Source organism: Pseudoalteromonas sp. Of7M-16, assembly GCF_022347805.1.
GTDB classification, from domain to species: domain Bacteria; phylum Pseudomonadota; class Gammaproteobacteria; order Enterobacterales; family Alteromonadaceae; genus Pseudoalteromonas; species Pseudoalteromonas luteoviolacea_F.
The window spans coordinates 1-25,630 of sequence record NZ_JAKRFY010000012.1 but is presented as its reverse complement, the minus strand read 5'-3'; the positions used below and the strand labels follow the sequence as shown (position 1 = coordinate 25,630).

Annotated in this window: 19 protein-coding genes and 2 tRNA genes; 4 read left to right on the top strand and 17 right to left on the bottom strand. The window is 44.1% G+C overall.

Annotated elements, in window-relative coordinates:
* Nucleotides 1-2 precede the first annotated feature (2 nt).
* Nucleotides 3-10,022 carry a non-ribosomal peptide synthetase/type I polyketide synthase gene (locus tag MHN81_RS13715; RefSeq protein WP_239425969.1) on the bottom strand — a complete coding sequence of 3,340 codons (10,020 nt, stop codon included), beginning with the start codon at nt 10,020-10,022 and terminating at the stop codon, nt 3-5.
* Nucleotides 10,023-10,953: 931 nt separating this feature from the next.
* Here MHN81_RS13715 and MHN81_RS13710 point away from each other — a divergent pair.
* From MHN81_RS13710 to MHN81_RS13695, 4 genes are all read left to right on the top strand, one after another.
* Nucleotides 10,954-13,440 (top strand): EAL domain-containing protein, encoded by a 2,487-nt coding sequence (locus MHN81_RS13710; protein ID WP_239425968.1) that lies wholly within the window; start codon nt 10,954-10,956, stop codon nt 13,438-13,440.
* Nucleotides 13,441-13,483: 43 nt separating this feature from the next.
* Entirely contained in the window at nt 13,484-13,918 is a 435-nt protein-coding gene (zur, locus tag MHN81_RS13705) for a zinc uptake transcriptional repressor Zur (protein ID WP_023400720.1), read from the top strand.
* 71 nt (nt 13,919-13,989) lie between these two features.
* On the top strand, nt 13,990-14,457 hold the full coding sequence (locus MHN81_RS13700) for a chemotaxis protein CheX (protein ID WP_023400721.1): 468 nt from the start codon (nt 13,990-13,992) through the stop codon (nt 14,455-14,457).
* Nucleotides 14,454-14,885 (top strand): secondary thiamine-phosphate synthase enzyme YjbQ, encoded by a 432-nt coding sequence (locus MHN81_RS13695; protein ID WP_023400722.1) that lies wholly within the window; start codon nt 14,454-14,456, stop codon nt 14,883-14,885. The genes MHN81_RS13700 and MHN81_RS13695 overlap by 4 nt, the downstream gene beginning before the upstream one ends.
* 7 nt (nt 14,886-14,892) lie before the next feature.
* On the opposite strand, the gene alr is transcribed toward MHN81_RS13695, so the two are convergent.
* From alr to MHN81_RS13610, 16 genes are all read right to left on the bottom strand, one after another.
* The gene (alr, locus tag MHN81_RS13690) at nt 14,893-15,978 is read right to left on the bottom strand and encodes an alanine racemase (protein WP_239425967.1); all 1,086 of its coding nucleotides are present in this window, start codon (nt 15,976-15,978) and stop codon (nt 14,893-14,895) included.
* Nucleotides 15,979-16,004: 26 nt separating this feature from the next.
* On the bottom strand, nt 16,005-17,384 hold the full coding sequence (gene dnaB, locus MHN81_RS13685; protein WP_023400724.1) for a replicative DNA helicase: 1,380 nt from the start codon (nt 17,382-17,384) through the stop codon (nt 16,005-16,007).
* A 129-nt stretch (nt 17,385-17,513) separates the two neighbouring features.
* Nucleotides 17,514-18,458, bottom strand: coding sequence for a DUF4097 family beta strand repeat-containing protein (locus MHN81_RS13680; RefSeq protein WP_023400725.1), 945 nt, complete (start codon nt 18,456-18,458; stop codon nt 17,514-17,516).
* A gap of 10 nt (nt 18,459-18,468) precedes the next feature.
* Nucleotides 18,469-18,972, bottom strand: a complete 504-nt coding sequence (locus MHN81_RS13675; protein ID WP_023400726.1) for an Anti-sigma-K factor rskA — start codon at nt 18,970-18,972, stop codon at nt 18,469-18,471.
* Nucleotides 18,965-19,510 (bottom strand): sigma-70 family RNA polymerase sigma factor, encoded by a 546-nt coding sequence (locus MHN81_RS13670; RefSeq protein ID WP_023400727.1) that lies wholly within the window; start codon nt 19,508-19,510, stop codon nt 18,965-18,967. The genes MHN81_RS13675 and MHN81_RS13670 overlap by 8 nt, the downstream gene beginning before the upstream one ends.
* Before the next feature lie 257 nt (nt 19,511-19,767).
* Nucleotides 19,768-21,597, bottom strand: coding sequence for a DUF583 domain-containing protein (locus tag MHN81_RS13665; RefSeq protein ID WP_023400728.1), 1,830 nt, complete (start codon nt 21,595-21,597; stop codon nt 19,768-19,770).
* A complete protein-coding gene (locus MHN81_RS13660) occupies nt 21,597-22,106 on the bottom strand; it encodes a hypothetical protein (RefSeq protein ID WP_052027411.1) in 510 nt (169 codons plus the stop codon). Before MHN81_RS13660 ends, MHN81_RS13665 begins: the two co-directional genes overlap by 1 nt.
* A gap of 16 nt (nt 22,107-22,122) precedes the next feature.
* Nucleotides 22,123-22,617, bottom strand: a complete 495-nt coding sequence (locus tag MHN81_RS13655) for a prepilin-type N-terminal cleavage/methylation domain-containing protein (protein ID WP_239425966.1) — start codon at nt 22,615-22,617, stop codon at nt 22,123-22,125.
* Nucleotides 22,560-23,024: a GspH/FimT family pseudopilin gene (locus MHN81_RS13650; protein WP_023400731.1), complete on the bottom strand. Its 465-nt coding sequence runs from the start codon at nt 23,022-23,024 to the stop codon at nt 22,560-22,562. Before MHN81_RS13650 ends, MHN81_RS13655 begins: the two co-directional genes overlap by 58 nt.
* Entirely contained in the window at nt 23,008-23,427 is a 420-nt protein-coding gene (locus MHN81_RS13645) for a type IV pilin protein (protein ID WP_023400732.1), read from the bottom strand. The genes MHN81_RS13650 and MHN81_RS13645 overlap by 17 nt, the downstream gene beginning before the upstream one ends.
* A gap of 349 nt (nt 23,428-23,776) precedes the next feature.
* Nucleotides 23,777-24,229, bottom strand: a complete 453-nt coding sequence (gene rplI / locus MHN81_RS13635; RefSeq protein WP_023400733.1) for a 50S ribosomal protein L9 — start codon at nt 24,227-24,229, stop codon at nt 23,777-23,779.
* Nucleotides 24,230-24,264: 35 nt separating this feature from the next.
* A complete protein-coding gene (rpsR, locus tag MHN81_RS13630) occupies nt 24,265-24,492 on the bottom strand; it encodes a 30S ribosomal protein S18 (protein ID WP_005493466.1) in 228 nt (75 codons plus the stop codon).
* Between the two features lie 11 nt (nt 24,493-24,503).
* Nucleotides 24,504-24,833, bottom strand: a complete 330-nt coding sequence (priB, locus tag MHN81_RS13625) for a primosomal replication protein N (RefSeq protein ID WP_036976831.1) — start codon at nt 24,831-24,833, stop codon at nt 24,504-24,506.
* Nucleotides 24,834-24,870: 37 nt separating this feature from the next.
* A complete protein-coding gene (gene rpsF / locus MHN81_RS13620) occupies nt 24,871-25,212 on the bottom strand; it encodes a 30S ribosomal protein S6 (protein ID WP_023400735.1) in 342 nt (113 codons plus the stop codon).
* Nucleotides 25,213-25,409: 197 nt separating this feature from the next.
* Nucleotides 25,410-25,485, bottom strand: a tRNA-Gly gene (locus MHN81_RS13615).
* A gap of 47 nt (nt 25,486-25,532) precedes the next feature.
* A tRNA-Gly gene (locus MHN81_RS13610) sits at nt 25,533-25,608 on the bottom strand.
* Between the last annotated feature and the right edge of the window lie 22 nt (nt 25,609-25,630).

Below are 25,630 nucleotides of genomic sequence, written 5' to 3'. Positions count from 1 at the left end.
TTTTATAAGTCCATCTCTGTCATGGATTGATCATCAAAAGCCGCGCTAATATCACGCCCACTAACTATGTCACTTATAACTTCCACTTGGGTTGCATCCGGGCCTGTCTGAGCCGCGCTTTGAAGGTCAGTAAGACGCTGAGCCAGCAATGAGATGCTGCTAAAATCAAATATATCTGCCACAGTACAGCGTACCGAATAGTTTCGATTTACCCTCGAAACGAGCTGCATAGCCAATACAGAATTACCACCGCAATCAAAAAAGCTACTATCCACACTCAACTTTTCGACAGGAAGCAGAGCCACAAAGAACTCATGAAGAGACTTTTCAAGCGCTGTTTCAGGCGCGCGATAGCGTACTTCCTGCTCAGTCGATAGCTGCGGCAACAACAGGGCTTGAGTATCTACCTTACCATTTGGAGTTCGTGGCCATTGGCTCAACCAGCTAACATACTCAGGGACCATATAACTGGGTAGTTTCATCATCAAATGTTGTCTAATTGCGCTGTATTCCCACTGCACGTCTTGACGTGTGCCCATTAAACAAAATGCACATAGATGCGAACTGCCTTGTTCAGTTGTTTTTACCAATACACGTACATCATCTTGACCCAGCAATTTGCGCAGCTGGTATTCGACTTCCGCCAATTCAATACGATGCCCATGCAGCTTCACCTGACTATCCAGCCGCCCTTGAAGCTCTAACCGACCATCTGGCAAACGCCTCGCTCGGTCGCCCGTTTTGTAACAACGCAGCACTTGCTCATGCACAGTATGAGAGACAAAACGCTGTGCAGTAAGCGCCTTGCGATTGAGATAACCCAGCGCCAGACCTGCACCCGTTATCCACAACTCGCCCCACACCCCAATGGGTAGCGGCACGCTATCACCACTGGTCTGCTCAGGCATCACCAATAGCCCAGTATTGACTATTCCGTCACCTATCGTAATATCATGCTCATCGGTTATACATGCCACGCTAGACCAGATGGTGGTTTCGGTAGGGCCATACATATTCCAAACGCTTGCACCCTGCGCTAACAAGCTTCCCGCCAAGCTTTTTTCCAAAGGCTCACCGCCACAAAGCACCGTAAGATTCGATACACAACTTGGTGCAGCCTTTATCAGTAATTGCCAAAGTGTCGGTGTCGCCTGCATAAAAGAGATCTGCTCCCGCTCAATCAATTCCGCGATAGCAAGTGGATCACTGCATACAGCATCACTGGCGACAATCACTGAAGCGCCTGAAACTAGTGGTAGAAATAGCTCCAAGGCAGCAATATCAAATGCCGTTGTGGTAATAGCTAAAACTCGGTCATGTTGCGCTATGCCAGGTGTGTTTTGCATCGAAACCAAAAAGTTGCTCAATGCACCATGGGAGATTTCTACACCCTTAGGTCGACCACTTGAACCTGAGGTATATATGACATAAGCACGTTGCTCAGACTCAATACTGCGACTTGGAGGTGTACTCTGGCATGCATCGATAGACTCAGCTTCAAAATCAATATCGATACACTGAGTGTGTGCGTCAGTCATGGTCTTTATTTCTGCACACGGTGCGTCACACAGCAATAAACCGGCCTGTGAATCAGCCAAAACTTCTTTCACTCTCGCTTGCGGATAACTCACATCAATGGGCAAGTAAGCTGCGCCTGTTTTTAATACGGCCAATAGTGTCACCACCAGCTTCGCACTGCGGGACATCGCCACCGCAACCAAACTACCTTTGCCAATACCCTGTTGAATTAAATAGTTGGCTAACTGATTAGATTGTGTTGCTAAGTCTTGGTAACTGAGCTGGAAAAGGTCATCCTGTACCGCTACCCGCTGCGGTGTTTTTAATACTTGCTCAGACAGCAGTTCGGTGAGAGGAGCATCATCTGAAAACGATTGTGACCTTGCTAACTGACGGCTGTTCAAAGCATGATGTACTTCACATTTATGCAGTGCCAATACATCACTGCTTAGTGTTTGGTCGACCGTAATCAACTCTGTCATTGCCAGCCAAGCACGGACATAACTGCTGATCATCTCCTCATCGAATCGATCACCTTGATAATCGAGTTCTAACCACCACTGCTCACCTATATTTAAGATATTGCATGACAGATCAAATTGGCCAAAGTGCGTTTCGTTAGCGATGGGGGTAAGATCTAGCCCAGCGAACTCTGGCAGAGCTTGTACACGGTCAAAGTTAAAAACAGTATTGGGCAGCGTCCAAGCTTGCTCACACAATTGTGAATAGGGGTAATGCTGGTGCTCTAATGCGGTTAATAATTGTGCTTGTACTTGCGAGATGAGCGCACCAAATGTCAGGCTTAAGTCGATGTCTAGCTGCAGTGGCAACATATTTGTGCAATAGCCCACAAGCTGCTCATCCAGCACATCTGCATCAAATTCCGGTGACAATAACTGACGATCTGAAACTGGAATATTCACAGCGATACGGTTTTGCTGAGACAACCTTTGCAACCAGACCATGTAACAAGCTAGCAAGGTTGCAAATAATCCACACCCTTGAGACTTAGCTAGGCCATGCAGGTTTTGTATGGCTAGCTCTGGCAGCGCATACCTCAGCGACCTTACTTCAAAGTTAGACTGCGCTTTGGCTGCGCGCTTAAGTGGCAACGCGAGCTGCTCGCTACCAGCTAACTGCGCATGCCAGTACACTTCATCTTTTTGCTGAGTTGCAGAATCATCATAACTTGCTAGCGCTTGCACATAAGCTTCATAACCAGGCACACCCGCTACAAAGGAGCCCCCGCCATTGTTGTAATAGTGTGCAATGCTTGCCAAGATTATTTGCAAAGAGATACCATCACAGACGATATGGTGTGCAATAACACTTAGATAATGCTGCTGATTGTCATCGCTGAGCAAACAAATACGGCATAAAGCGTCTCGCTCAAATGCAAAGCGCTGATAACGTAATTCCGTTAACTGTCGCTGGGCATTTTGCAAAGTTAACGGATGCTCCGTACGGCAGACTTCCAGTTCGGGCATTGCCCGTGCAACATGCACCAACTCATTAATATCAACACCAAAACTAAGCTGCGGAAATGCCTGCACCACATGCTGCACAGCACTTTTGAGCCTCTCTATGTCAAGAGCACCTGACAATCCGATACTGGCCTGAAGGTGGTATGCCAGTGCGCCATTCTCGCTACGAAGCGCCAAAGCCAATAACTGCTTTTGACCCTGAGTTAAAGCAACTGGCTCTGTCGTGTGATTTACTTTGCCTGCGCCATCAGGTTCGACCGCAGCATTTTGCTGCTGACCGAAGTAACCAGCACCTTTTAACGCCAGTGCGCTGCCTTTTACTGCACCAATAACAAATTCAATGTCTTCATCACTATGTGATGCACTGATAAAGCAATTTCGCCCTTCCCAAATAAACACACCTCGGTTAAGCAGCTCGTAGAAAAAGACATCTAGGTTTTGACTAAACTGAAAACGAAACAGTGAAGAAAATGATGTGATAGCAACCGGAATATCATGTTGTGCAAAAAATGCATTCAAGGTGTCACGCAAATAGCTAGTTTTTTGTTCAAGCGCAGTTTGAAGGGAGGCACCTTGGCGTTTGATCTCTTTGAGCACAGCTACTGCACTGGCCATACTCAACGGATGTTTACAGAAAGTGCCAGCAAAAAATGTGGTATCAGCCTCTGGGAATGAATTATCGCCATATTGCCACATCCCCCCATCGATGCCATCTAGGTACTCGGCACTTCCTGCCACCACACCTATCGGCAGTCCACCACCCACAATTTTGCCATAGGTAGCCATATCTGCCTGCACACCCAGCAACCTTTGCACGCCGCCTGGATGTGCTCTAAACCCAGTTATCATCTCATCAAAAATCAACGCAATACCAAGCGACTGCGTAAGCGCTCTAAGTTGCTTCAAAAACTTAAAGGGTTGCAGATCTGGGTGTCGACTTTGCACAGGCTCAACCAGTACTGCTGCAATATCATGACCATTGGCTTTAATTTGCTCCAGTGCTGACTCATCACCGTATTTGAGCACTAAATTGTCATCAATTGCGCCCTGACGTACACCTGAGCACATGGGCTCCACCCCTTCATTACCAGGGGCTGCAGCAGCCAACGTACCATCAAAATGGCCGTGATACGCGCCTTCAAACTGTACAACAAGATGACGCTTGGTTTTGTTTCGAGCCAGCCTCAGTGCCGTCATCACAGCTTCGGTGCCCGAATTACAAAAAGACACGCGTTCGAGCCCAGTCAATTCACTAATTAGTGATGCGGCCTCACACGCCAGCGGGCTGGCAAGCCCCAATTGAATGCCATTATTTAACTGCTGTGAAATTGCCTCAGTAATAAAAGCGGGCTTGTGACCAAACAAGTTCACACCAAAATCCATGGTGATGTCGATATACTCGTTATCATCAATATCCCAAATACGCGATCCTTCACAGCGCTGTGCATAAATGGGATAGAGCATTTCTTTGCTGGATAATCTAAACCCAGCAGAAGCTCGACAATCAGCGAGCTGTTCACGGTGCTGAGCAATCAACTGCTTGGACGTCGCGGTCTTTTTGCAATATTGTGCGCTCAATGCCTCACCGTGCTGGCGCATCGCTTTGGTGCCTGCGCTATGGTGCAATTGTTTGCCTTGAAATCCTGGCAATATTGCCGACGTTGTGTTTACTTTGGAGTTGCTCTTTGGCGGCACACTCTTTGGTTTATCAGCCTCTGTGTGGTTAGCTACTGCTTTCATTTGGTGCTTAGTGTTCTGAGGATGTCCGCTGAGCCAAGACAGCTGCTGTGCGGTTACTTCAGATACACTTTGCTGAGCAGCTTCACAACTCACACTCGCTGCGGCTTGCAGTTGGGCCTGGCAAATACTTACTATCACATTACTTTCGATTTGTGTCGCCGTAGTCACGACACTGTCACTGATCTGCACAGCTGCGTTCGGCTCACTCTGTTCATCAACTGAAACGTCCGTTAAATAATCACTGTGCTGTGCAATGTAGTCGACTAAGTTAGTGACATTACTTAGCTCTTCATAAAACTGCCTGACACTAAATTCTAAATCGAATTGTTTTTCAAAGATGCGCACCGCTCGCATAATCATCAACGAGTCCACCCCCATTTCTAAGAGTGCCAAGTGAGGGTCTATCTGCACGGTCGACATACCTAATTCTTTTGCCAACGTCGACAATACAAACTCTTCAATCGCTTGTGTTCTTTGCAACTCATTGCTTGCTGCTTGCGGCGGCACTGGTTCGGATCTCGATACCACATCAGTCGCCCCAATCCAATGAGTATGCTGATCGAATGGATAAAGAGGAAGCGGCTCTCGGAAAGTGTCATTTTGAGATTGCGATGGATAAAGCTTCGCCCAGTCAACCTCCATTCCAAGCTCATAAAATGTTGCGATACTATTTCCAAGACGCGCGCGATCACACCCTTTATCATGCAGCACATGTAGATAAGGCCCTTCAACTTGAGGAAGGTTTTCTTGTGCCAACGCACTCAAAATCGGTTTAGGGCCAAGCTCTAAAACACAAACTGGTGCCAGCTCACTCAGCTCGTGCAAACACGCATCAAAACACACTGGCTCAACGATTTGCTCGCACCAATATTCAGGCTTCGTCAGCCTTGAGTCTTCTGCTTTTCCGGTAACTGACGAAATAAACTTCACAGTAGGTTTCTGTAATGTGATGGTGTTCAGTGCTTTTGCAAATTCATCCAACATAGGGCGCATTAAAGGCGAATGAAACGCAGCACCAGTATTTAGCTCTTTCACGCGTATTTCTGAACGTGCTAACTCTTTTGAAATGTGCGCAATGGCGTTGTCACTGCCTGAAAATACCACGCCAGCTTCACCGTGATACCCAGAAATAGCCGCATCTTGGTCATATGCCGCAATTACTGCCTGAGCACGCTGTTTTGTACATCTGGCCGCAATCATTTTGCCGCCAGCATCCAATTCATGCATCAGCTGGGCGCGTGTCACTATAAGCTTAGTTGCGTCAGACAAAGACATCACGCCCGCAATACATGCCGCCGCATATTCTCCGACACTGTGGCTAATAAGTACCTCTGGCACAGCGCCTAAACTGAGTAACAACTTCGCCATCGCATATTCAACTGCGAAAATAGCCACTTGAGTCCAGCGAATTTGATTTAATAATTGACCTTGTGGATCTTGGTACAAAACCACTGTTAAACGTTCATCAAAATATGGCGATAACAAAGCTTCACATTCGTCAATGGCTGCTTTAAATACTGTTTGTGACGCGTACAGTGATTTACCCATATCCGGATATTGTGAGCCTTGCCCTGTGAACAAAAATACTGTTGTTGGCGAATGATGCTGAGTTGCATTTCTCTGCGCGATATCAGATTCTGCGCACGTCGTGAGTTGCTCTATTAAGGCCTCACGCTCAGTGCCATAAAAAGCCTTTTTTACCCCTTTTAAATCAGGCGCTGTCGCCGTCTGATAAACTAAGCGACCAAATTGCGCATCGGCTAAAGTTTGCAACTGCTCAGCATACTGATGGGCCCACCGCGATAGCGCTTTTGGTGATTTTGCTGACAGTGGCAGAACATAACAATTAGCTTGCTCTGCTGAGCGACCTTGCTCCGTTTGTTGAGGCGGGGGCGCCAATATGACATGCGCATTAGTACCACCAAAACCAAATGAGCTCACAGCAGCTAGCGCCAATTTATTTTTGTAGACGGGCCAATCTATAACTTTTTTGGGGACCGTGATTGCACATTTATCCCAAGCTATATGGCTGTTTAATTTCTCGCTATAGCGCTGAGCTGGTATTTTTTGGTGCGTCATACACAGCATGGTTTTAATTAAACCCGCCAATCCTGCAGCCGATTCCAGATGACCAATATTGGCTTTAACTGAACCGACGATAAGCTTACTTTGACGCCGTTGACCGTATATTTGCTGCAACGCCGAGACTTCTATGGGGTCCCCAAGTTCAGTACCGGTTCCATGTGCTTCTACATAATGAATGTCTTGCGCCTCAACACCCGCGTGTGCAAGCGCCGCCTTGATGACTTGCTGCTGCGCTCGTCCATTCGGTGCTGTAATTCCGTTACTGCGACCATCTTGGTTGACTGCACTGCCTTTGATCACGCCATAAATAGGATCTTTGTCAGCCAGTGCTTGCGTGAGTGGTTTGATTAATATTGAACCTACCCCCTCACTGCGCACATAGCCATTGGCGCTATCCGAAAAAGTCTTACACCTGCCATCGCTTGCCAACATTTGTGCGTTATCGCATGCTTGCGACACATCGTCGTTCAAGATTAAATTCACCCCAGCAACCAACGCTTGCTTTATATCTCCCGCACGCACGGCCTGCACTGCGTGATGCAATGCAACCAGCGACGAAGAGCAGGCGGTATCAATTGCCAAACTCGGGCCAGTAAAATTGTAATAGTAAGATAAGCGATTGGCCGCAATGCTGAGTGCCGTTCCAGTACCTAGGTACGCGCTGCTTTTTTCTACTTGTTGAGATTCAGAAAAATAATCGCTTTGTGAGATCCCTACATACACACCGATCCGTTGACCCGTTAACTCGGACGGCATATAACCGGCTGATTGAATGGCATGATATGTGTTTTCTAGTAGCAGCCGCTGTTGCGGATCTATGTGCTGCGCTTCACTTGGCGATATACCAAATACGGTATGATCAAACTCAGAGATCCCCTTTATATATCCCCCAAAGCGATTGGCATTGACCTGCGGGCAAAGTTGCTGACGGGCATCGCTTGGGGTCGTGATGGCGTCGTGTTCATCCATCAATATTTGCCACAATGAGTCTAGATCACTAGCCTCTGGGTAGCGACAAGCCATACCAATGATCGCAATGTCGGTTTCCTGCTGTGGCGCTTGCTCCACAGCTTGTGTTTGAGAGTCCGTGCTTTTTGAATTTGGCTGTAGTTTGGCCTCAAACTTTTGCGCTGGATGCCCATCACCACTGCTAGCTAGTAGAGATTTTACCTCATCAAATTGGCACAAGTAGCCCGCTAACTCTGCAATACTTGGGTACTCATACAAGATGGTTGACTCCAATTCAATACCATGCAGCTCCATCAATTCACCAGAAATACGCACCGCTTTCATGGAATCAACACCCAAAGATAAAAAGGATGCATCGATATCTAACTTGGTACTTTCAATGCCAACTTCCATAGCAATGATATTTTGCAGCAACTTGCAAACTGCAGTAGACAATGCCGAATCTGAATGGATTGTCACAGGGGCTTCAGGCGCTTGACGCTGCGGCTCTTTCTCCGGTTTAAACGCAGCCAATGCTTCAAAGCGGGCTTGCTCATAGCGCGCTTTATTCTCTTGGCGCTGTACTTTGCCGCTCGAAGTTTTACACAGCCTGCCAGGCTTAATTAACACAACATCATAGGGCGCAATACCATGGTGCTCGACAACCGCGCTGATAATTTTCTCTATCACCTGTGCTTTATTCACTTTACGGATTGCTGTGCGCTTTAGCTGCTGCACGATCACCAAGCGCTCTTCACTATCTGCATAAATAGAAAAAGCAGCACCACCATTGCTCTCTAACGCATCATCCGAATCACTTACTGTTAGCTCTATATCTTGCGGATAATAATTTTTGCCACGGAAAATCAAAACATCTTTACATCTACCTGTGACAAACAGCGCTTGCTGATGCAAAAAACCGAGATCGCCGGTACGCAAGTAAGGCCCGTCCCCTTCTTCGGCTATATGAGCTTGAAAAACCTCTTTCGTGAGTTCTGGTTTATTCCAGTAACCCCTTGCAACACTGGCGCCTTTAACCCAGATCTCACCGACTTCTCCATCTTGGCAACGAAGGAGTGTATTCGGTGAGACAATGGCAATTTCATGATCACACCAAGCATGCCCACTCGAAACAGCCAGATATTCAGGAATAGAACACCTGTCCCGATTATCGATGATGCGTTCCTGTATCTTAGCCAGCCCTTCAAGCATCTTTTCGTTGTTTAGGCTGAGTACTTTTGGTGATTCAAGCAACGCGCCACCACTGGCAAACAAGGTTGTTTCGGCCATTCCATAGCATGGAGAAAGGCTCCCTTTGCGTAATCCGCACCGTTTAAACTTGTTGTAAAAGCGCTCTAATGTCGTCGCTCGTACCGGCTCAGCACCATTGAGTGCTGACTGCCAGTGTGATAAATCAAGTGCCTCTAACTCCTCTTCCTTGATCGTATCCACACAGAGGTCATAGGCAAAATTTGGAGCACTTGACGTCACACCTTTGAATTCACTTAATAATTTAAGCCAGCGTAACGGTTTTTGCAGGAAGTAAGTGGGATTCATTAAACAGGCTGGCGCGCCGATATAAATGGGTTGCAGTATGCCAAAAATCAGTCCCATATCATGAAAATGAGGCAACCAACTTACTATGGGCGTTTCGCTACTATGGCCAAACGCAATTTTCATCATCTCTTCGTTGTCGGTGATGTTGTCATGGCTCACCATCACACCTTTGGGTGAACCTGTTGATCCGGACGTGTACTGCAGAAAAGCCAGATCCTGACCTCTTACTGTAATAGGCTGCCAGCTGCTCGGATCTGATTCTATCGCATCAGTCGTATATAAGGCCAAACCTGTAAGACTTGTTTCCGACTCAAACAGCGGCCGTGCAATCTCATTGACTTTTTCGCTGGTTAACACACCTTTTGCTCCAGCATCTTCAATAATACTGCGCAGCCGGGTTATATTTTGATTTTTTTTCGGAGGATAAACAGGTACAGCGACAATGCCAGCATATAAACAGGCGAAAAATGCTTCAATAAATGCAAACCCAGAATTATACAGAAGTAACGCGCGATCACCTCGTTCAAACTGCTTGTCCAATTGGGATGCTATTTGCCTTGCGCGACTATCAAGTTGTTTATAAGTTAAGGTTTGACTGGGAAGGTCGTCAGAGAAGAAATATTGATACGCAGTGTCATCACCACGTGTGTTTGCCAATGTAACTAACGTAGTCACTAAGTCTGTTTTCATGCCATGCCCACAAAAAAGAGTGATTAAGTGATCTCTCAGTTAGGAGCTAAGCGCTATTTTAGGCTTTAATATTTGTGCAATGAAGGCCGCTGCAGCAATCCTAGCTCTAACCACAAAAATTGAAAAAAACTAATCAATTTAAAATTCACAACGAACCGAGAGGTACTACACAAATTTAATACAATCTATGTATACGCTCTGAGGCGCGTAAATATTTGAAGGTTAATTAACCACTAAACACTGCAAGTTAAGTTAATAGACTACACCTTTTACTACCACTCAAACATCATAAACTAATGATTTATATTGAGTACTTATAAAAGAAAATGCTACTCATGCAGGCAAGACAACCAGACAACGAAACTCATTACCTAAAATTCAGAATATTCTTTATTAATTTATTACTATCACAAAGATGCTATCACACAAAATAAAAAAATAAATCAAAATTACTAAAAATTAACAAATGTACAAGATATAACCCTGCGTAAACCCTAAACTTTATCGAGTATTAAGCACTCACCCAGCTTATTTAATACCCACCTCTTAACGGGTAAAAGCCGCAGCTCTTGGTGTGAAAAAGCACGTTTTTTTATTTCTTTTATTCGGTGTGAATGAGCAGACTAACAGACATGTATTAAAGCTATTTGACGGCTATGGATGGATAAAGAAACTAGCTTTGTTACTCAATACGTGCCTAACACGATGTAACAACACCAATCTATCAGCGATTTAAACACAGATCGGTCATTGATATCTTTCGAATTAAACTATACTGAATCTAGGGTGGCCACAAACGAGCATGTTCTGCAGCTTGCGGTGGTAGCCATTGAGTTTGATAAATAACCACAAACGGCCGTCATTAACGGATTAATTATTGAGTCACAGGCTGTTTGTTGCCAACAAGGTGCGTGGTATTGAAGGATTAGAAATGGATAAAGCATATTCGATCAACCTAAAGGTTTGGTTAACTCTCCTTTCCACTATCTCAGCCGCTGTGTTTGCCTCTGTGCTCATCGTATTCAGTTACCAAATTAAAAAAGATTTCATAATTGAGCAAACTTTACATACCGCTACACAAATCACCGCAAACATAGCAAATACCGTGACCAGTACTGCCTCGTCAGGCTTTTTCACAGCTGGCGATCCCCGTGAATTGATAGAATCACTGCGCTCAGTTGTTGTCATTGACAAACAACTTGTTGTGCGTGACAGCATTGACAAAAGCCAAATTGGCTTAAGCGCCAACACTCTTTTTCCTCAACTTGAGCAAGTAGCCAATCAACATGAGACTGAAGAGCCACGACATTTCTTCGACTCGCAAACAAATACGCTGGTCACTTACCAAGAGATCCCAGCATCGGTGCAAGATGCAGATAATGCGATTTTTGATCCCCCTTATTTTATCTACAGTCAATTTGACCTCACCGAGACATTTTCACAACTGCTCATCCATTACAATCACAATGCTTGGTTTATTATTTTCGCGATTGTTTTTATTTCAGTCTTGGCTTTGCTTGTCACCTATTATTTTATTCACCGCCCCATATCTGAGCTCACCCAGATCAGTAACAAACTGAGTGATTTTGAGTTTATTGCCGAGCATCAAATTAAGGGGGATGGCGAACTAAAACATCTGGCTAATAACCTAGCACGTGCTGCACATACATTAGATATCGGTTTTAAACAGCAAAAACTCGCAGAACAAAATGCGCTTGATAGACACAGCGTATTGCAGGGGATATTTTCAGCACTGCCTGATATCTTTTTTATTATTGATAGGCAGAGCAAAATTTTAGAGTGTCATTATGGCCGGGACGATAACCTGCCAGTACCAGAAAAACAATTTGTAGGGCAACAGCTAATTGATATTTTGCCATCGCATGCAGCCAAGCATTTTGCCAAAGCAATTTCCACCATTGAGCAGAGTAGCCAGCTTACACAAATAGAGTATAAACTGGAAAATACAGACAGTACAAAGCACTTTGAAGCGCGGTTAAACGCGATACCTCAGTCGGACAAACTCGTCATTGCTGTGCGAGATATCACAGACAAAAAACGCCAAGAAGAGGTGATACTTAAACATGCTTTTTACGATACATTGACCAACTTGCCCAATCGATTTTTAGCACTTGATAGACTCCAGCAGATGATCCATGAAGCCAAACGAAACCAACAACTTATTGCAGTCGGCTTCATTGACTTAGACGATTTTAAAAAGGTCAATGACTCAATGGGTCATGAAGTTGGAGACAAAGTGCTTGTTCATTCTGCTTCCGTATTAAAGGGAGCACTGCGTAAACATGATACGGTTGCACGTCTTGGCGGAGATGAGTTCATTATTTTACTGGGAGACATCCAGACACATCATGACATAACCGCTATTGCGACTAAATTAGTCCAACTTTTCCGCTCTCCTTTTGAGATTGATGAACGGGCCTTTACCATTTCTTTGAGTTTGGGCGTTGCGGTTTTTCCAGATGATGCTGACACCCCAAATGAACTTTTAAGAAAAGCTGACTCCGCCATGTACAGTGCCAAGCACATGGGCCGAAATACCTTTTCATTCTTCACCGAGAGTATGAGTCAAGATCTAAACCGCCGCCTAAAACTTGAAGATAGTATGCGCAGCGCCTTGGTCAATCAAGAATTTGAAGTCTATTTTCAACCTCAATATGATTTATCTAGCCGCTTTGTTGTGGGTGCTGAAGCATTGCTACGCTGGTATAATACTGAGCTTGGATGGGTCTCCCCAGCTGAGTTTATCCCATTGGCTGAACAAACGGGTTATATTATTGAATTAGGTGAATTTGTGCTAGAGCAGGCGATGCAACAAATTTGCACACTGCAAGACTTCCACCCTCACCCATACCGTATTGCTGTTAACCTCTCACCGAGACAGTTTAAAGACCCCAATCTTGTAAACTCTATTAGCCGTATGATTAATAAATACCAGATTGATACCCAATTGCTCGAACTAGAAATTACAGAAGGCGTTCTACTTACAGGAGACGCATTGGTTAAAGATGCCTTATTCGAATTTCACCAACTAGGTGTCCTCGTTTCAATGGATGACTTTGGTACTGGGTATTCTTCTTTAAACTATTTAAGGTTATACCCTTTTGATGTTGTCAAAATCGACCAAAGCTTTATTTTCGACATGCACACCAGTGAGCAAGTCAGGCAATTGGTCCATACCATTATCACTATGGCCCACAATTTAGGTATAAAAGTTATCGCCGAAGGTATCGAAACCCAACTACAATTAGATATTTTAGCAGCCCTTGGATGTGATTTAGGTCAAGGCTACTTTTTGGGTAAACCCATGGCAAAAATTGATTTTGAGGCGTGGTTAGCGCAATATGCACACCAACCTTTGAATATTGAGAATAAATCCTTGTCGATACAAGACTATTAAAATGAATATGTTAGTATTGAGAAGTAGTGTAAGGATTTAGAATATGAATATAGAACTACTAGTTTCCAAAGCAAAGCAGGTCTGTGACAATCGCGGGGCGCGTTTTACACCTATTAGAGAAAAGGTGTTTCGCCTGCTTGCAACTAAGCAAGGTGGTGTTGGCGCTTATGACCTGTTAGAAGAACTGAAATTAACAGAGAGTAGTGCCAAACCCGCAACGGTTTACCGTGCGCTAGACTTTTTGGCTGAGCTAGGTTTCATCCATAAAATCGAAAGCACAAACTCATTTATGTTGTGTCACCATTTTGATCATATCCACCCTGTACAACTGCTGATATGTGATAGCTGTGGGCATGTTCAAGAGTTGCACTCAACTGCCATTTCTCATGAGTTAAACAATTTATCAGCAGAAAAAGGCTTTAAAGTAAAAGCACAAACAATCGAAGCACATGGGCTTTGCGAAAAGTGCCAACAGTAGTGCAGCCGTCAAAAAAGCCACTACACTTAAACTAATGTCTGCAATAATGAATAAAACAAGGGACCTAAAATATGAATGTTGAGTTCATCAACCCTTTTTTATCTTCACTAATAAATGTATTAGCGACAATGGCGCAAACGGAGCTAACGCCCGGTAAGCCTAAGATAAAAAAAGATGAAGTCGCCCGTGGAGATGTATCTGGGCTAATCGGTATGGTTGGCCCACAAACCAAAGGCTCTTTTTCAATTACCTTTGACGAAAGCCTTGCCCTCGCGATTATGGAGCGAATGCTTGGTGAAAGACCTGAAAAGATAAATGAAGAGGTCACTGATATGGTTGGAGAAATCACCAATATGGTCACCGGTGGAGCAAAAAATCTACTTGGTGAAAAGGGGTATGATTTCGACATGGCAACACCTTTGGTTGTATCTGGACCTGGACACACCATCACGCATAAGTGTGAAGGTGCTAAAATAATCATGCCATTCACATCTGAGGATGGTAATGCAAATATTGAGGTCAGCTTCGACAAACTATGAGTTGGCACCAATCTGTGATCACGTTGAAGCCTCGTCCTCGAGGCTTTCACCTCATTGACGATGAGCTTTTGACACATATTCCACAGCTGAGCTATTACAAGGTCGGCTTGCTCCACTTATTTATTCAACATACGTCGGCTAGTTTGACGATCAATGAAAATGCCGATCCAACTGTACGTATGGATATGGAGAGCCATTTCAATCACTTTGTGCCTCAAAATCAGCATTATTATCGTCATGACTATGAAGGAGACGATGACATGCCAGCTCACATAAAATCGAGTACACTCGGGTGTGAAATCACCATCCCGATCTATCAGGGACAATTAAAACTGGGTACTTGGCAGGGCATATATCTGGGTGAGCATAGAGATCAAGGTGGTCCTCGAAATATCGTAGCGACACTACAAGGACAGCTCTTAGAGTGAGTTATACTCACTCCTCGTTGCAGTATTCATAGCTTACGCGTGGCGTGACATTACACAACAATTCATAAGGGATGGTATCAGCACACCTTGCAACCTCTTCGACAGGCAAGGTTGGTCCCCACATTTCAACTTCATCTCCAACTTGAATGTGCGCAGCATTTTCACCGACATCAACACTGATCATGTCCATTGATACACTACCCACAATCCCATATCGCTTGCCTTTAATAACCACTGGTGTGCCTTGCCTAGCGTGTCGTGGGTAACCATCACCGTAACCCATAGCGACCACAGCCAAAGTGGTTGCTTTTTGGCATTGCCACCTCCCTCCGTAGCCAACACGATCACCTTCAGTGACTTGTTTGATGGCGATCACCCGTGTTTTTAGTCGCATCACAGGTTTTAGTTGGTGATCCACTCCAGCCTGATCCAACATCGGTGACACCCCATAAAGCATCAGTCCTGATCTAACCCAGTCAAAATGCGCATCTGGCCAACCAATCACGCCAGCAGAATTCGCCAAACACAATGCTTCACGTCGCTCTGAAACCAATGACGCAAACAAATCTATTTGGACTTGGGTAAAGTCATTACTGACGTCATCTGCACATGGAAAGTGAGTCATTAAATTTACTGCTGGCTTGACGTTTTGGCATTGCTTTAAGCGCTGGTAAAAATCATCAAATTGTTCGGGCTCAATGCCTAACCTGTGCATGCCTGTATCAACTTTAAGCCATACGGATATTGGCATTTCTAAGTTGCTCTGCTCGATGGCAAGTAACTGGCTTTCATCATGAACAACTGTTTCAAAGTTATTTGCGAGCAAAATAGGTAAGTCGCTGGGATCGAAAAAACCTTCCAACAAAATAATTGGTTTTGTCAGTCCCCCTGCACGCAATGCCAAAGCCTCGTCGATACGTGCAACTGCAAACGCATCAGCATCTGATAAACATTGCGCAATTTTGACCAAACCGTGACCATATGCATTGGCCTTTAGCACCGCCATTATTTTCGAGCTAGGCGCAATTTCTTTCACCCTAGCTAGGTTATAACGCAGTGCTGGTATATTAATTTCCGCTGTGGCTAACCGCATTCACAGGTACCCTTATCTATTTGGGCTTAGTACTCATCATCTAGTGCTGGCCCAGCATAATTATCAAAACGAGAGTATTGGCCTTGGAAGGTTAACCTAACCTTACCAATTGGACCATTACGCTGCTTACCTATGATAATTTCAGCGGTGCCTTTGTCAGGGCTATCATCGTTATAAACCTCATCACGATAAATAAACATGATCAAGTCAGCATCCTGCTCAATCGAGCCCGATTCCCTAAGATCTGAGTTGACTGGACGTTTGTCAGCACGTTGCTCTAGCGTACGGTTAAGCTGGGACAGCGCAATCACTGGACATTCTAGCTCTTTAGCAAGTGCTTTTAACGAGCGGGATATCTCTGCTATCTCCAATGTACGGTTGTCAGACAAACTAGGAACACGCATTAACTGCAAATAGTCAACCATGATCATACTGATCCCACCGTGATCACGGGCAATACGACGAGCTCGAGAACGAACATCGGTCGGCGTCAAGCCTGACGCATCATCGATATACATTTGCCCTTTTTCCATTAGCAGTCCCATGGTTGAAGACAATCGCGCCCAATCATCGTCGTCTAGCTGGCCTGTTCTCACCTTTGTCTGGTTAATACGGCCAAGTGATGCCAACATCCTCATCATGATCTGCTCTGACGGCATCTCTAGGGAGTAAATTAGAACAGGCTTGTCCTGCGTCATTGCCGCGTGCTCAGCCAAGTTCATCGCAAATGTTGTTTTACCCATTGATGGACGTGCCGCAACGATGATCAAATCGGAAGGCTGTAAACCCGCAGTCATTTGATCCAGATCTGAATAACCAGAGCTAACCCCTGTTACACCATCTTGTGGCGATTGATAGAGCTCTTCGATCTTATCTATGGTCTTTTCTAAAATACTATGAATATTTTGCGGACCTTCAGTGCTTTTGCTGCGCTGCTCAGCAATCTTAAAAACCTTACTTTCAGCTAAATCCAATAAATCGTGACTTGTACGTCCCTCAGGATTAAAGCCAGCTTCGGCGATTTCGTTTGCAACCGAGATCATCTCTCGTACAACCGCACGCTCGCGTACAATACTGGCATATGCATCTATGTTAGCGGCACTTGGGGTGTTTTTCGCTATCTCCGCGAGATAGGCAAACCCACCAATTGAGTCTAATTGGTTATTCTTTTCTAGGTTTTCAGAAATGGTAATAAGATCAATTGGCTGACCAAGCTCGACGAGTTTAGTCATGGCTTCAAAGATCAGTTTATGCGTACGAGTGTAAAAGTCTTGTGCAACAACAAGTTCAGCAACCCGGTCAAACGCTTGGTTATCAAGCATCAAGCCTCCCAGTACAGATTGCTCTGCTTCAATGGAGTGCGGTGGAACTTTTAGTGTATCGACTTGTTGATCAGGTTTGGCCATATTACGACAAAAACAAATGAGTGGATTTGTTATTGTAACCTTAAATCTTGCAAAACTGAATGCTGATAAGCTTAGACGTGCAGTGTAAAACGCAAAAACTAAGCCCAATCTAAATTGGGCCAGGGTTGTTTAGTTGGCTTTTTTCAATTCGATGCGGCCGCTTACCGTATCTATTTCGATATCCGCATCGCCTGAGCCTACTGTAAATTGAAGCTCTCTAGAAGGGCCATACTTTGCTTTTTGAACCTTATCAGCACTTAGCTCATTGGTGATTTTTCCACCAGCATGTGCATCAATGTCGAACTTGGCAGAAATATCTCGTGGGAAGTATAAGTCTGCGTCCCCGCTTACAGACTCTAGATTTACCCGTGCATTTGGCAATAGTTCTTTCACCCGCACTTCAATTTCCCCGTTGACGGTGTTAAGTCTCAACTCTTGCAATTTTGCAATGTCAAACTCAACCTCACCATTCACATTTTCTAACCGGATCTCAGTTGCCTGCGTGTTACTCTCAATGGAGCCATTCACCGCATTGAACCTAATCTTCCCCTTGGAATCCACATCTTCAATATCACCATTGACGGTTTCATAGCGAATGCGCCCGTCTAATTCCTTGCCATCAATATCTCCGTTGACAGTCTCAAGACGCACTTTCCCAGCGATTTGAGAAGCTTTAATGTCACCATTAACTGTTTTTATGTACGCACCAGCTAACAGTTGGGAAGCTTCAACATCGACTTGTACACCTTCAAATATCAGCTCACTTTGCTTTGGCATATAAATTTTCAGTTCAGAACCTTCATGCTTACGTCCCCAACCTCGTGAGTTGGAGGGCATTTTAACGATAAATCTGGTTTTGCTGCCTTTGGTGTCTAATTTGTAGCCCTTTGCATTATCATCAAGCTCTCCGACGACTTTGAATGCAGCTTTGTCCCAAGTCAGTATTTCCACGTTACCTCGTTGGTTTTCTATAAAAACTTTACCATCTGTTGGAATTTCGATTTCTTTATCAATTTTTTCACCAGCCAAAGTTACCAGAGGGAACATGGCTAAACTCAACATCAATGCTTTCATCCTACTTCTCCTAAATTTCCTGCCAACGAGGTTGATGTACTCGTTCAATTAAATCTAATTGTTGTTGATAAACCTGAGCCAACATTTGCAGCAACGCTGCATTTTGTGGATCGTTTTGAAGAGCCAGCTTAATGGCTTGTTCTGCTTCTTCTAATTCTTGCAACTGCACTTGCCAATCATTTGTCAGTGCAGGCTGATTGCCATATTGCACCAACAAGATTTGTTTCTGTTGTTCAAAATACTGACTCATTTGCATCATATTATTTTGCTCTGGCGTACTGAGCGTAAAATACATCACACACATGCCAATACAGGTTGCAGCCGCAATCGCAGAGACTTGTCGCCAAACGCCTGCGGATTTATATTTTTGCGGCTCGCTGTCATTTTTTGGCTGTTCATTAATTGCCTTTTCGATCCCTTGCCACAATGCTCGCTGAGGCTCAGGTTGTTGCACTTGTTCTTGTGTATTAGCTATTTGTTGAGACAAGAACTCGTCAAAGTTTGGCTTAGTCATTTTCATACCACTCCTGTAACAACTTTTTTGCTCTGTGATACTGAGATTTACTCGACCCCACAGCCATATCTAACATGACTGCTATCTCTTCATGTCGATACCCCTCTACACCATGCAATACGAAAACAAGCCTTGCTCTTTCCGGTAATCTAAGCACGAGCTTGTCTAGTCCATTAAGATCCCCACACAGTGCGATACTTGCTTCATCCATCCCACTATTTTCAAAACTGACTACTTTTTGTAACCAGTTTTTGTGTTTGCGCAAATAACTTATTGCGATATTTGACGTCACGCTATGCAGCCAGGTTGTAAATTTAGATTGGCCATTAAATTGCGCTATTTTATGCCACAGCTGCACAAATACTTCTTGGCAGGCATCTTCCGCGTGAGCCTGATCCGCCAATAACCGCAAACACAGCGCATAGACCCGCCGATGGCATTGCTGGTACAGAGCGGCAAAAGCAACCTGATCACCTTGCTGAGTACGTTTGACCAAATCATCTAATTCATCAAACGGGTGTTTGGCATCAACTAACATATTTAAATTCCTTTACCGCGAGGTAATGATGATGACACATTTACTTCAAAAGAGCAGTCTGTCTAATACAGTTCAATATCCTATCGAAATATTTTTGAAGCGTGTCAATCAGGTATCATCTTCACAGCGCCTTTCATATTGAGTAAGACGCGCAGTAAAGCAAAAAAGGTTTAAATCAGATGTGATAATTTTATAAAAAGTGGCAATCGATATTAGCTGAGCCAAAGAAGGTGAGAGTCATTAGGTGAGCTTGCCTATCAGGAGCCCCCTTGGTTGCTTGGTTGTGCTGGCTCCTCGCTAAACGCTTCGGGGTGTTTGTATCGCCAGCCCTTGAAGGTCAATTTAGCTGGTTGTTTCACCGTACCGCCATTGCCTAATTTAAGCTTTTTTAACGCCTCATCAAAATGGATACCACTCCCGCCATTTGCTTCAATTGTGGCACCGCGCACGGTGCCAAAAAACTGTCCGCTGCCATTCATGGAAATAGAAGTCAATGGTGCATAGATAACGGCATACAAAGATGATGTTCCACTTACAATGACACCGTGTTTATTTGCATTGCTATTGTCATTTGGGTCAGGCTTGTAAGATGAAAAAATATTGAATGTGCCAAAGCCACTCTCTGTAATACCTGGCTTTTCTGTCACCACCTGAGCACTGGCACCTAATTTTACTTTACCCGTGACAAAGATTGTCAAACTCGCGTCTTTTTCAATATTAAGCCGACTATTGCCCGTCATGATAAAGTCACCATCAATAAGCCAAATAACATCACCTCCTTTGATATTGGGTTTATTAACTTTCTTAATATTAACCACAGCGTCACCACCAATGGTCAGGTTCTTCATGCCATATACATATTCACTGTCTGGCTTGAGCCTTCCGTGTACCTGTTTATTTGTATCAAATAGATAAATGCTCGTTTCACTTGAGGTTTCTTGTTTAATGACTTCTATACCGTTATATCGTTTTTGCTCCAACTTGCTCTGTTGAGGTTGAAACGTATACGTTTGATTAGACTTCACCTCTACATTTTCATATCCGTTATTAGCAATGATGATATTGGGCATGTTACCGGGTAGCGCGAGCGGATCACATTCATCGACCGTTGTATCGTCATGGTTAGGAGAGTCAGGATCGTATACACGTACTGCCGAGACATTGGGGTTGACGTTAAACTTTGAGGCTGAATAATTAACTCCGTCCTGAGAATGCTCATCGGCCATCTCAAACTTGCCTGTACCACCATATTGAATATCCAAAGGATCATTCTTGGTATTCAAAATATCAGCACCCCAGAGCATCTCTACATTGCCGTTTGCTCGCACGACACCTTGAATATCACCGCCTCGATGAATGACAAACCCTTGCGTCAAAACATCCCCCTCAACACGCATACCACTACCATGAGAGATATCAATTCCGGTATTTGATTGCACGTTACCAATAACTGGAGATGAGCCTTTGAGATATAATACCCCCGACGCTTTTACATCCCCTTTAATTGGCGAGTGACCTGATAACACCACGTCTGAATCACCAATAACTGTATTCACATCGCCGTTGTTACCCTGCGTATCTTCATAGCTCCCCGCCTCAGAGTCATAGCTATCAACCACCCCGCTACCTGATAAATTTACGCCTTTACAGCCCGTCACGGGGTTATTAAAAGTCGGCTCAAGCACCGCATCGGTAAATTCAAAAATTGCCACCATATTGTTAGCGGCGTTTTCACCATACCTTTGACCCAAGCTGGCAACTTCAATAATACCGGCTTGTGGAGAGCTTATTTTTGTTGAGAACTGGCCTTTGCTGTATTCACCACCCGAATGACCAGAGTTTGCCGCAAGTAAGGCTGCCATAGTGGCTCCCTCATTTTGACTTACATAGTCATTGAGACCATCTGCACTGGCAAAAACACCTTTTTCAGCCTGTAAGCGCGCGTTTAAATCTTTTTGAAAGTTACCACTTAGACGCTCTTGTACCAGTGTGTCCTTCATTGAAGTAAACACTACAACACTTGCCATGGTGCTCAGCAGCATCACTTTAATGAGTGTAAAGCCAGATTGTCGTGAAAAACGTTTCATCAGTTATTCACCCTCTCTTGAGGTACTTTCCAAACCGCCTTATCTAACACCAGACGGTTTGCAGCGATATCAATTTGAAGCCCTTCTTTAAATTGCGGTGGTACATCTTTAGGCGTCACGGTAATACTGGTTAAGATCCCAGATTGAGCAAAGTTCAGAGCTTGAACCCCCCTCAATAGCTGGACAGGACCATTGCCTATGTCACAAGTCAAGTAGCCGTTCGACAAAGTATATAACTCTGAGTAATTTGCAGTGGGCACACTGCCATCACATGCCAACCGCAATGCTTCTTGATGCACCCGCAATGCCGCTCCGCCATTTTCAACTTCTGGCTCAGCGTGTGTCTGCTTAATGCTACGAGTCATTACTTGACTCATGTAACGAATAACTTCTTGTGCATGGGATAATTCTTTACTCGCCACAACAGTGCTTTTAATTGCGGTATAGGACATCGCAACGCCGGATAACAAAAATAACCCGGCGGCCATTGCGACGAGTAACTCGATCAACGTGTATCCTCGCAGTTTAAGGGGTGCAATCTGAACTTGGCACATGAACATAGCTTGCTACTAATGTTATTTGATTTAACGCGCTATTGTCTTCAATTCGCTTATCCTCCCAGCTTACAGTGAATCTCACATCTCGACGCTCGGAAGCTGGCGTGTTTATATTGTCGTTATATTTGTCCGGAGACAGTTTGAGCACAAAGCGGTTGTCTTTAGGCTGTAAATCGGCGATGCGTGGATTATTAATAAGCAAGAGGTTTTGATTGATATGCTCGTAATAACACAGATCACTCCACATCCGCTCAATCGCATTCTGACCTTTTACCAAAGCAACGGTGTAATTGAAGCTATTATTGGCAAATTGTAGTGACTTCAATTGAGCACCAGCCAACCCCAGCAAAGCGACGCCGGCGATCACAATAGACACCATCACTTCAATTAGTGAAAACCCTTTTTCTAAGCGCAATTCTCTGCAGCCTCGCCTATCCAGCTTTGACCACTTTTCAATATGCATAGTCGATAATCTAACGTGCTATTGTCATTGTCACTCACTAAAATATTACTCACTTGGTTTAATTCACCGGTCGATCTTACCTCACGATCAACCAGTCCTACATAAATAGATTCGTGTTCAATTGTAAACGTACGTAACGTTGCTTCTTCACCATCAACCATGGTATTGACCAACCATTGCGAGTTTTGCTTAACCAGTTTAACTGTTTGTTCTCTTTTCACCGCTTCGCTTCGAGCAAACTGGTATGCGCTATTCAAAAGGTGGACATTAGAATCAACACGATCTTGTTTAATGTAGGTGATGACAGACGGCATTGCCAGACTTGCAAGTACAGCAACCAGTGCCACACACACCAATAATTCAATTAAGGTCACGCCACGCTGTTTTGAATTACCAACAATCATCATTTTGCCCCTCTGAATACTCTGTACCCTGCTCATCTAATGTCAACATGCCACATACATCCGAAATCTGAGTCGTGCCCGTCTTTGGTGTCGCGCTAATTTTGAATTTTAAGCTTCTATAATTGCCTACAATCCCAGGTGGTTTGCCAAGTGCTGTATATTTTAATGTGTAATATTGCAGCTCTTTTTCAAATTTATATTCATCTGGGTAGCCCCCGTTTCTGGAGTAAATGCGCTCCAACGCAACCGCTTCTTGATACATAATTTGCTGTATATCTGCGCGGTAACCCTTGCGTAGGTAATCCAAATAACTAGGTAAAGCAACGCTCGCTAACACCGCGACCAGCGCAACAGCGATAAGCAATTCAATTAACGTAAAGCCACGTAAGCTACGACGATTAAACATTGTTCTCCAAACTAAAATGATAACGCTGTCATAATTTGCCAATACCACTGTATGTTATTTGGACAGCAAAAAAAAGCATCTAATAAAAAAGAGTTAACTAAATTATCACAAATCAACTTTATATAAAATGGGTACGATATTACATGACATTACCATTTGTACCTATCTTTTCAATATACAAACGTTTAATTATGTCATTTGTGATTTAGATTAATTATCCAACTGTTGTCTGAATCTTCCGTGAGCAATCGTGATGTTCATCGATTTTATGCACTGAAATTGTGTCGTTGTTATTTTTCAGGGGAGGGAATAAAACCGCACACAGGGTGTGCGGTTTATGCTTAATAAATTAAGCTTCTGCGATAACGATAACTTTGATAGTTGCCGTTACGTCAGAGTGTACTTGAATAGCTACGTCGAATTCACCAGTCTCACGGATAGTACCTAGAGGTAGGCGAACTTCAGCTTTAGCTACTTCAACACCAACAGCAGAAATCGCTTCAGCGATGTCACGAGTACCGATAGAGCCAAATAGCTTACCTTCGTCACCCGCTTTAGAAACTAGTGTTACTTCAGCTAGTGCTTCAAGTTTTTCAGCACGAGCTTGAGAAGCTGTTAGTTCTTCTGCGATTTTTGCTTCTAGCTCAGCGCGGCGAGCTTCGAAAGTTTCGATGTTAGCTTTGTTTGCAGGAACTGCTTTACCCTTAGGGAATAAGAAGTTACGTGCGAAGCCAGATTTAACAGAAACCTGGTCACCTAGGTTACCTAGGTTAGCGATCTTGTCTAGTAGAATAACTTGCATGTCTCTACACCTTTTAAAAACTATTAATCAGCTGCTTACTTGTGTAAGTCAGTGTACGGAAGAAGGGCTAGGTAGCGAGCACGCTTGATAGCTGCTGCTAGCTGACGCTGGTACTTAGCGCTTGTACCTGTGATACGGCTAGGTACGATTTTGCCACTTTCAGTTACATAGTTTTTAAGAGTAGCTAGATCTTTGTAATCGATTTGTTGTACGCCTTCTGCTTTGAAACGGCAGAACTTACGACGTCTGAAATAACGTGCCATGAGTAATTTCCTCAATTAATTCTTTCAATATGTTGTGCATGTAGTACAAGTTGACTCAAACCATTTCGGCTTTCGTGGCGATTTAAAAATCCCCTAACTTGCAACCCTTGCCCAACGTATAAATGCTCTAGTTGACTTCGGAATTTATCACCACTGGCTACAACTTGAATACGAACATAACTGTTACGGTTAAGGTCGGCTTCAACTTGCATCGATTTATGCTCTAAAACAAAAATACAATGTGCTATGCCAGCAGGACTTTGACTATATTTCGGTGTTTTGCAAACAATCCCAGATAAAACAAACTGGTTTGTATATGGGTCTGCTTGATTTTGCACCATTACCTCTAGAGGTGAGTCAAATCCGAATCAATAACGATTAAGCAGATGCTGCTTCTTTTTTCTCTTCTTTAGCAAGAGGAGAAGCTTCTGTTACAGCGTTTTTAGTACGCATAACTAGGTTACGTAGCACTGCATCGTTGTAGCGGAAAGAAGTTTCAAGTTCGTTGATTACTTCAGTAGGCGCTTCAACGTTCAAAAGAACATAGTGTGCTTTGTGAAGCTTTTCGATTGGGTAAGCCAGTTGACGACGACCCCAGTCTTCTAAACGGTGGATAGTACCGCCAGCTTCAGTGATAGAACCAGTATAACGCTCGATCATACCTGGAACTTGCTCACTTTGGTCTGGGTGAACCATGAATACGATTTCGTAATGACGCATGGATATTCCTTACGGTTAGTATAGCCTCGTCCCGTTTCGGCCGGCCGGGTTAAGGCAAGGAACGACTAATATGGCCGAAAGAGCGCGTATTTTACGCATAGTGCTAAAAATAAGCAATCTTTTTATGCAAGAATTCGGAATTAATAGAGAAAAAAGTTATAAGAATTTGAAAAAAGAAAGAATATTAAGAAAGGAGTTGGAGCGGCACACGAGGTTCGAACTCGTGACCTCGACCTTGGCAAGGTCGCGCTCTACCAGCTGAGCTAGTGCCGCTTCATAGGACTATTCATTATTTTAACAGTCGAATAAAACTGAAAGTTTGGAGCGGCACACGAGGTTCGAACTCGTGACCTCGACCTTGGCAAGGTCGCGCTCTACCAGCTGAGCTAGTGCCGCATCACATTTGCTTATTATTTAA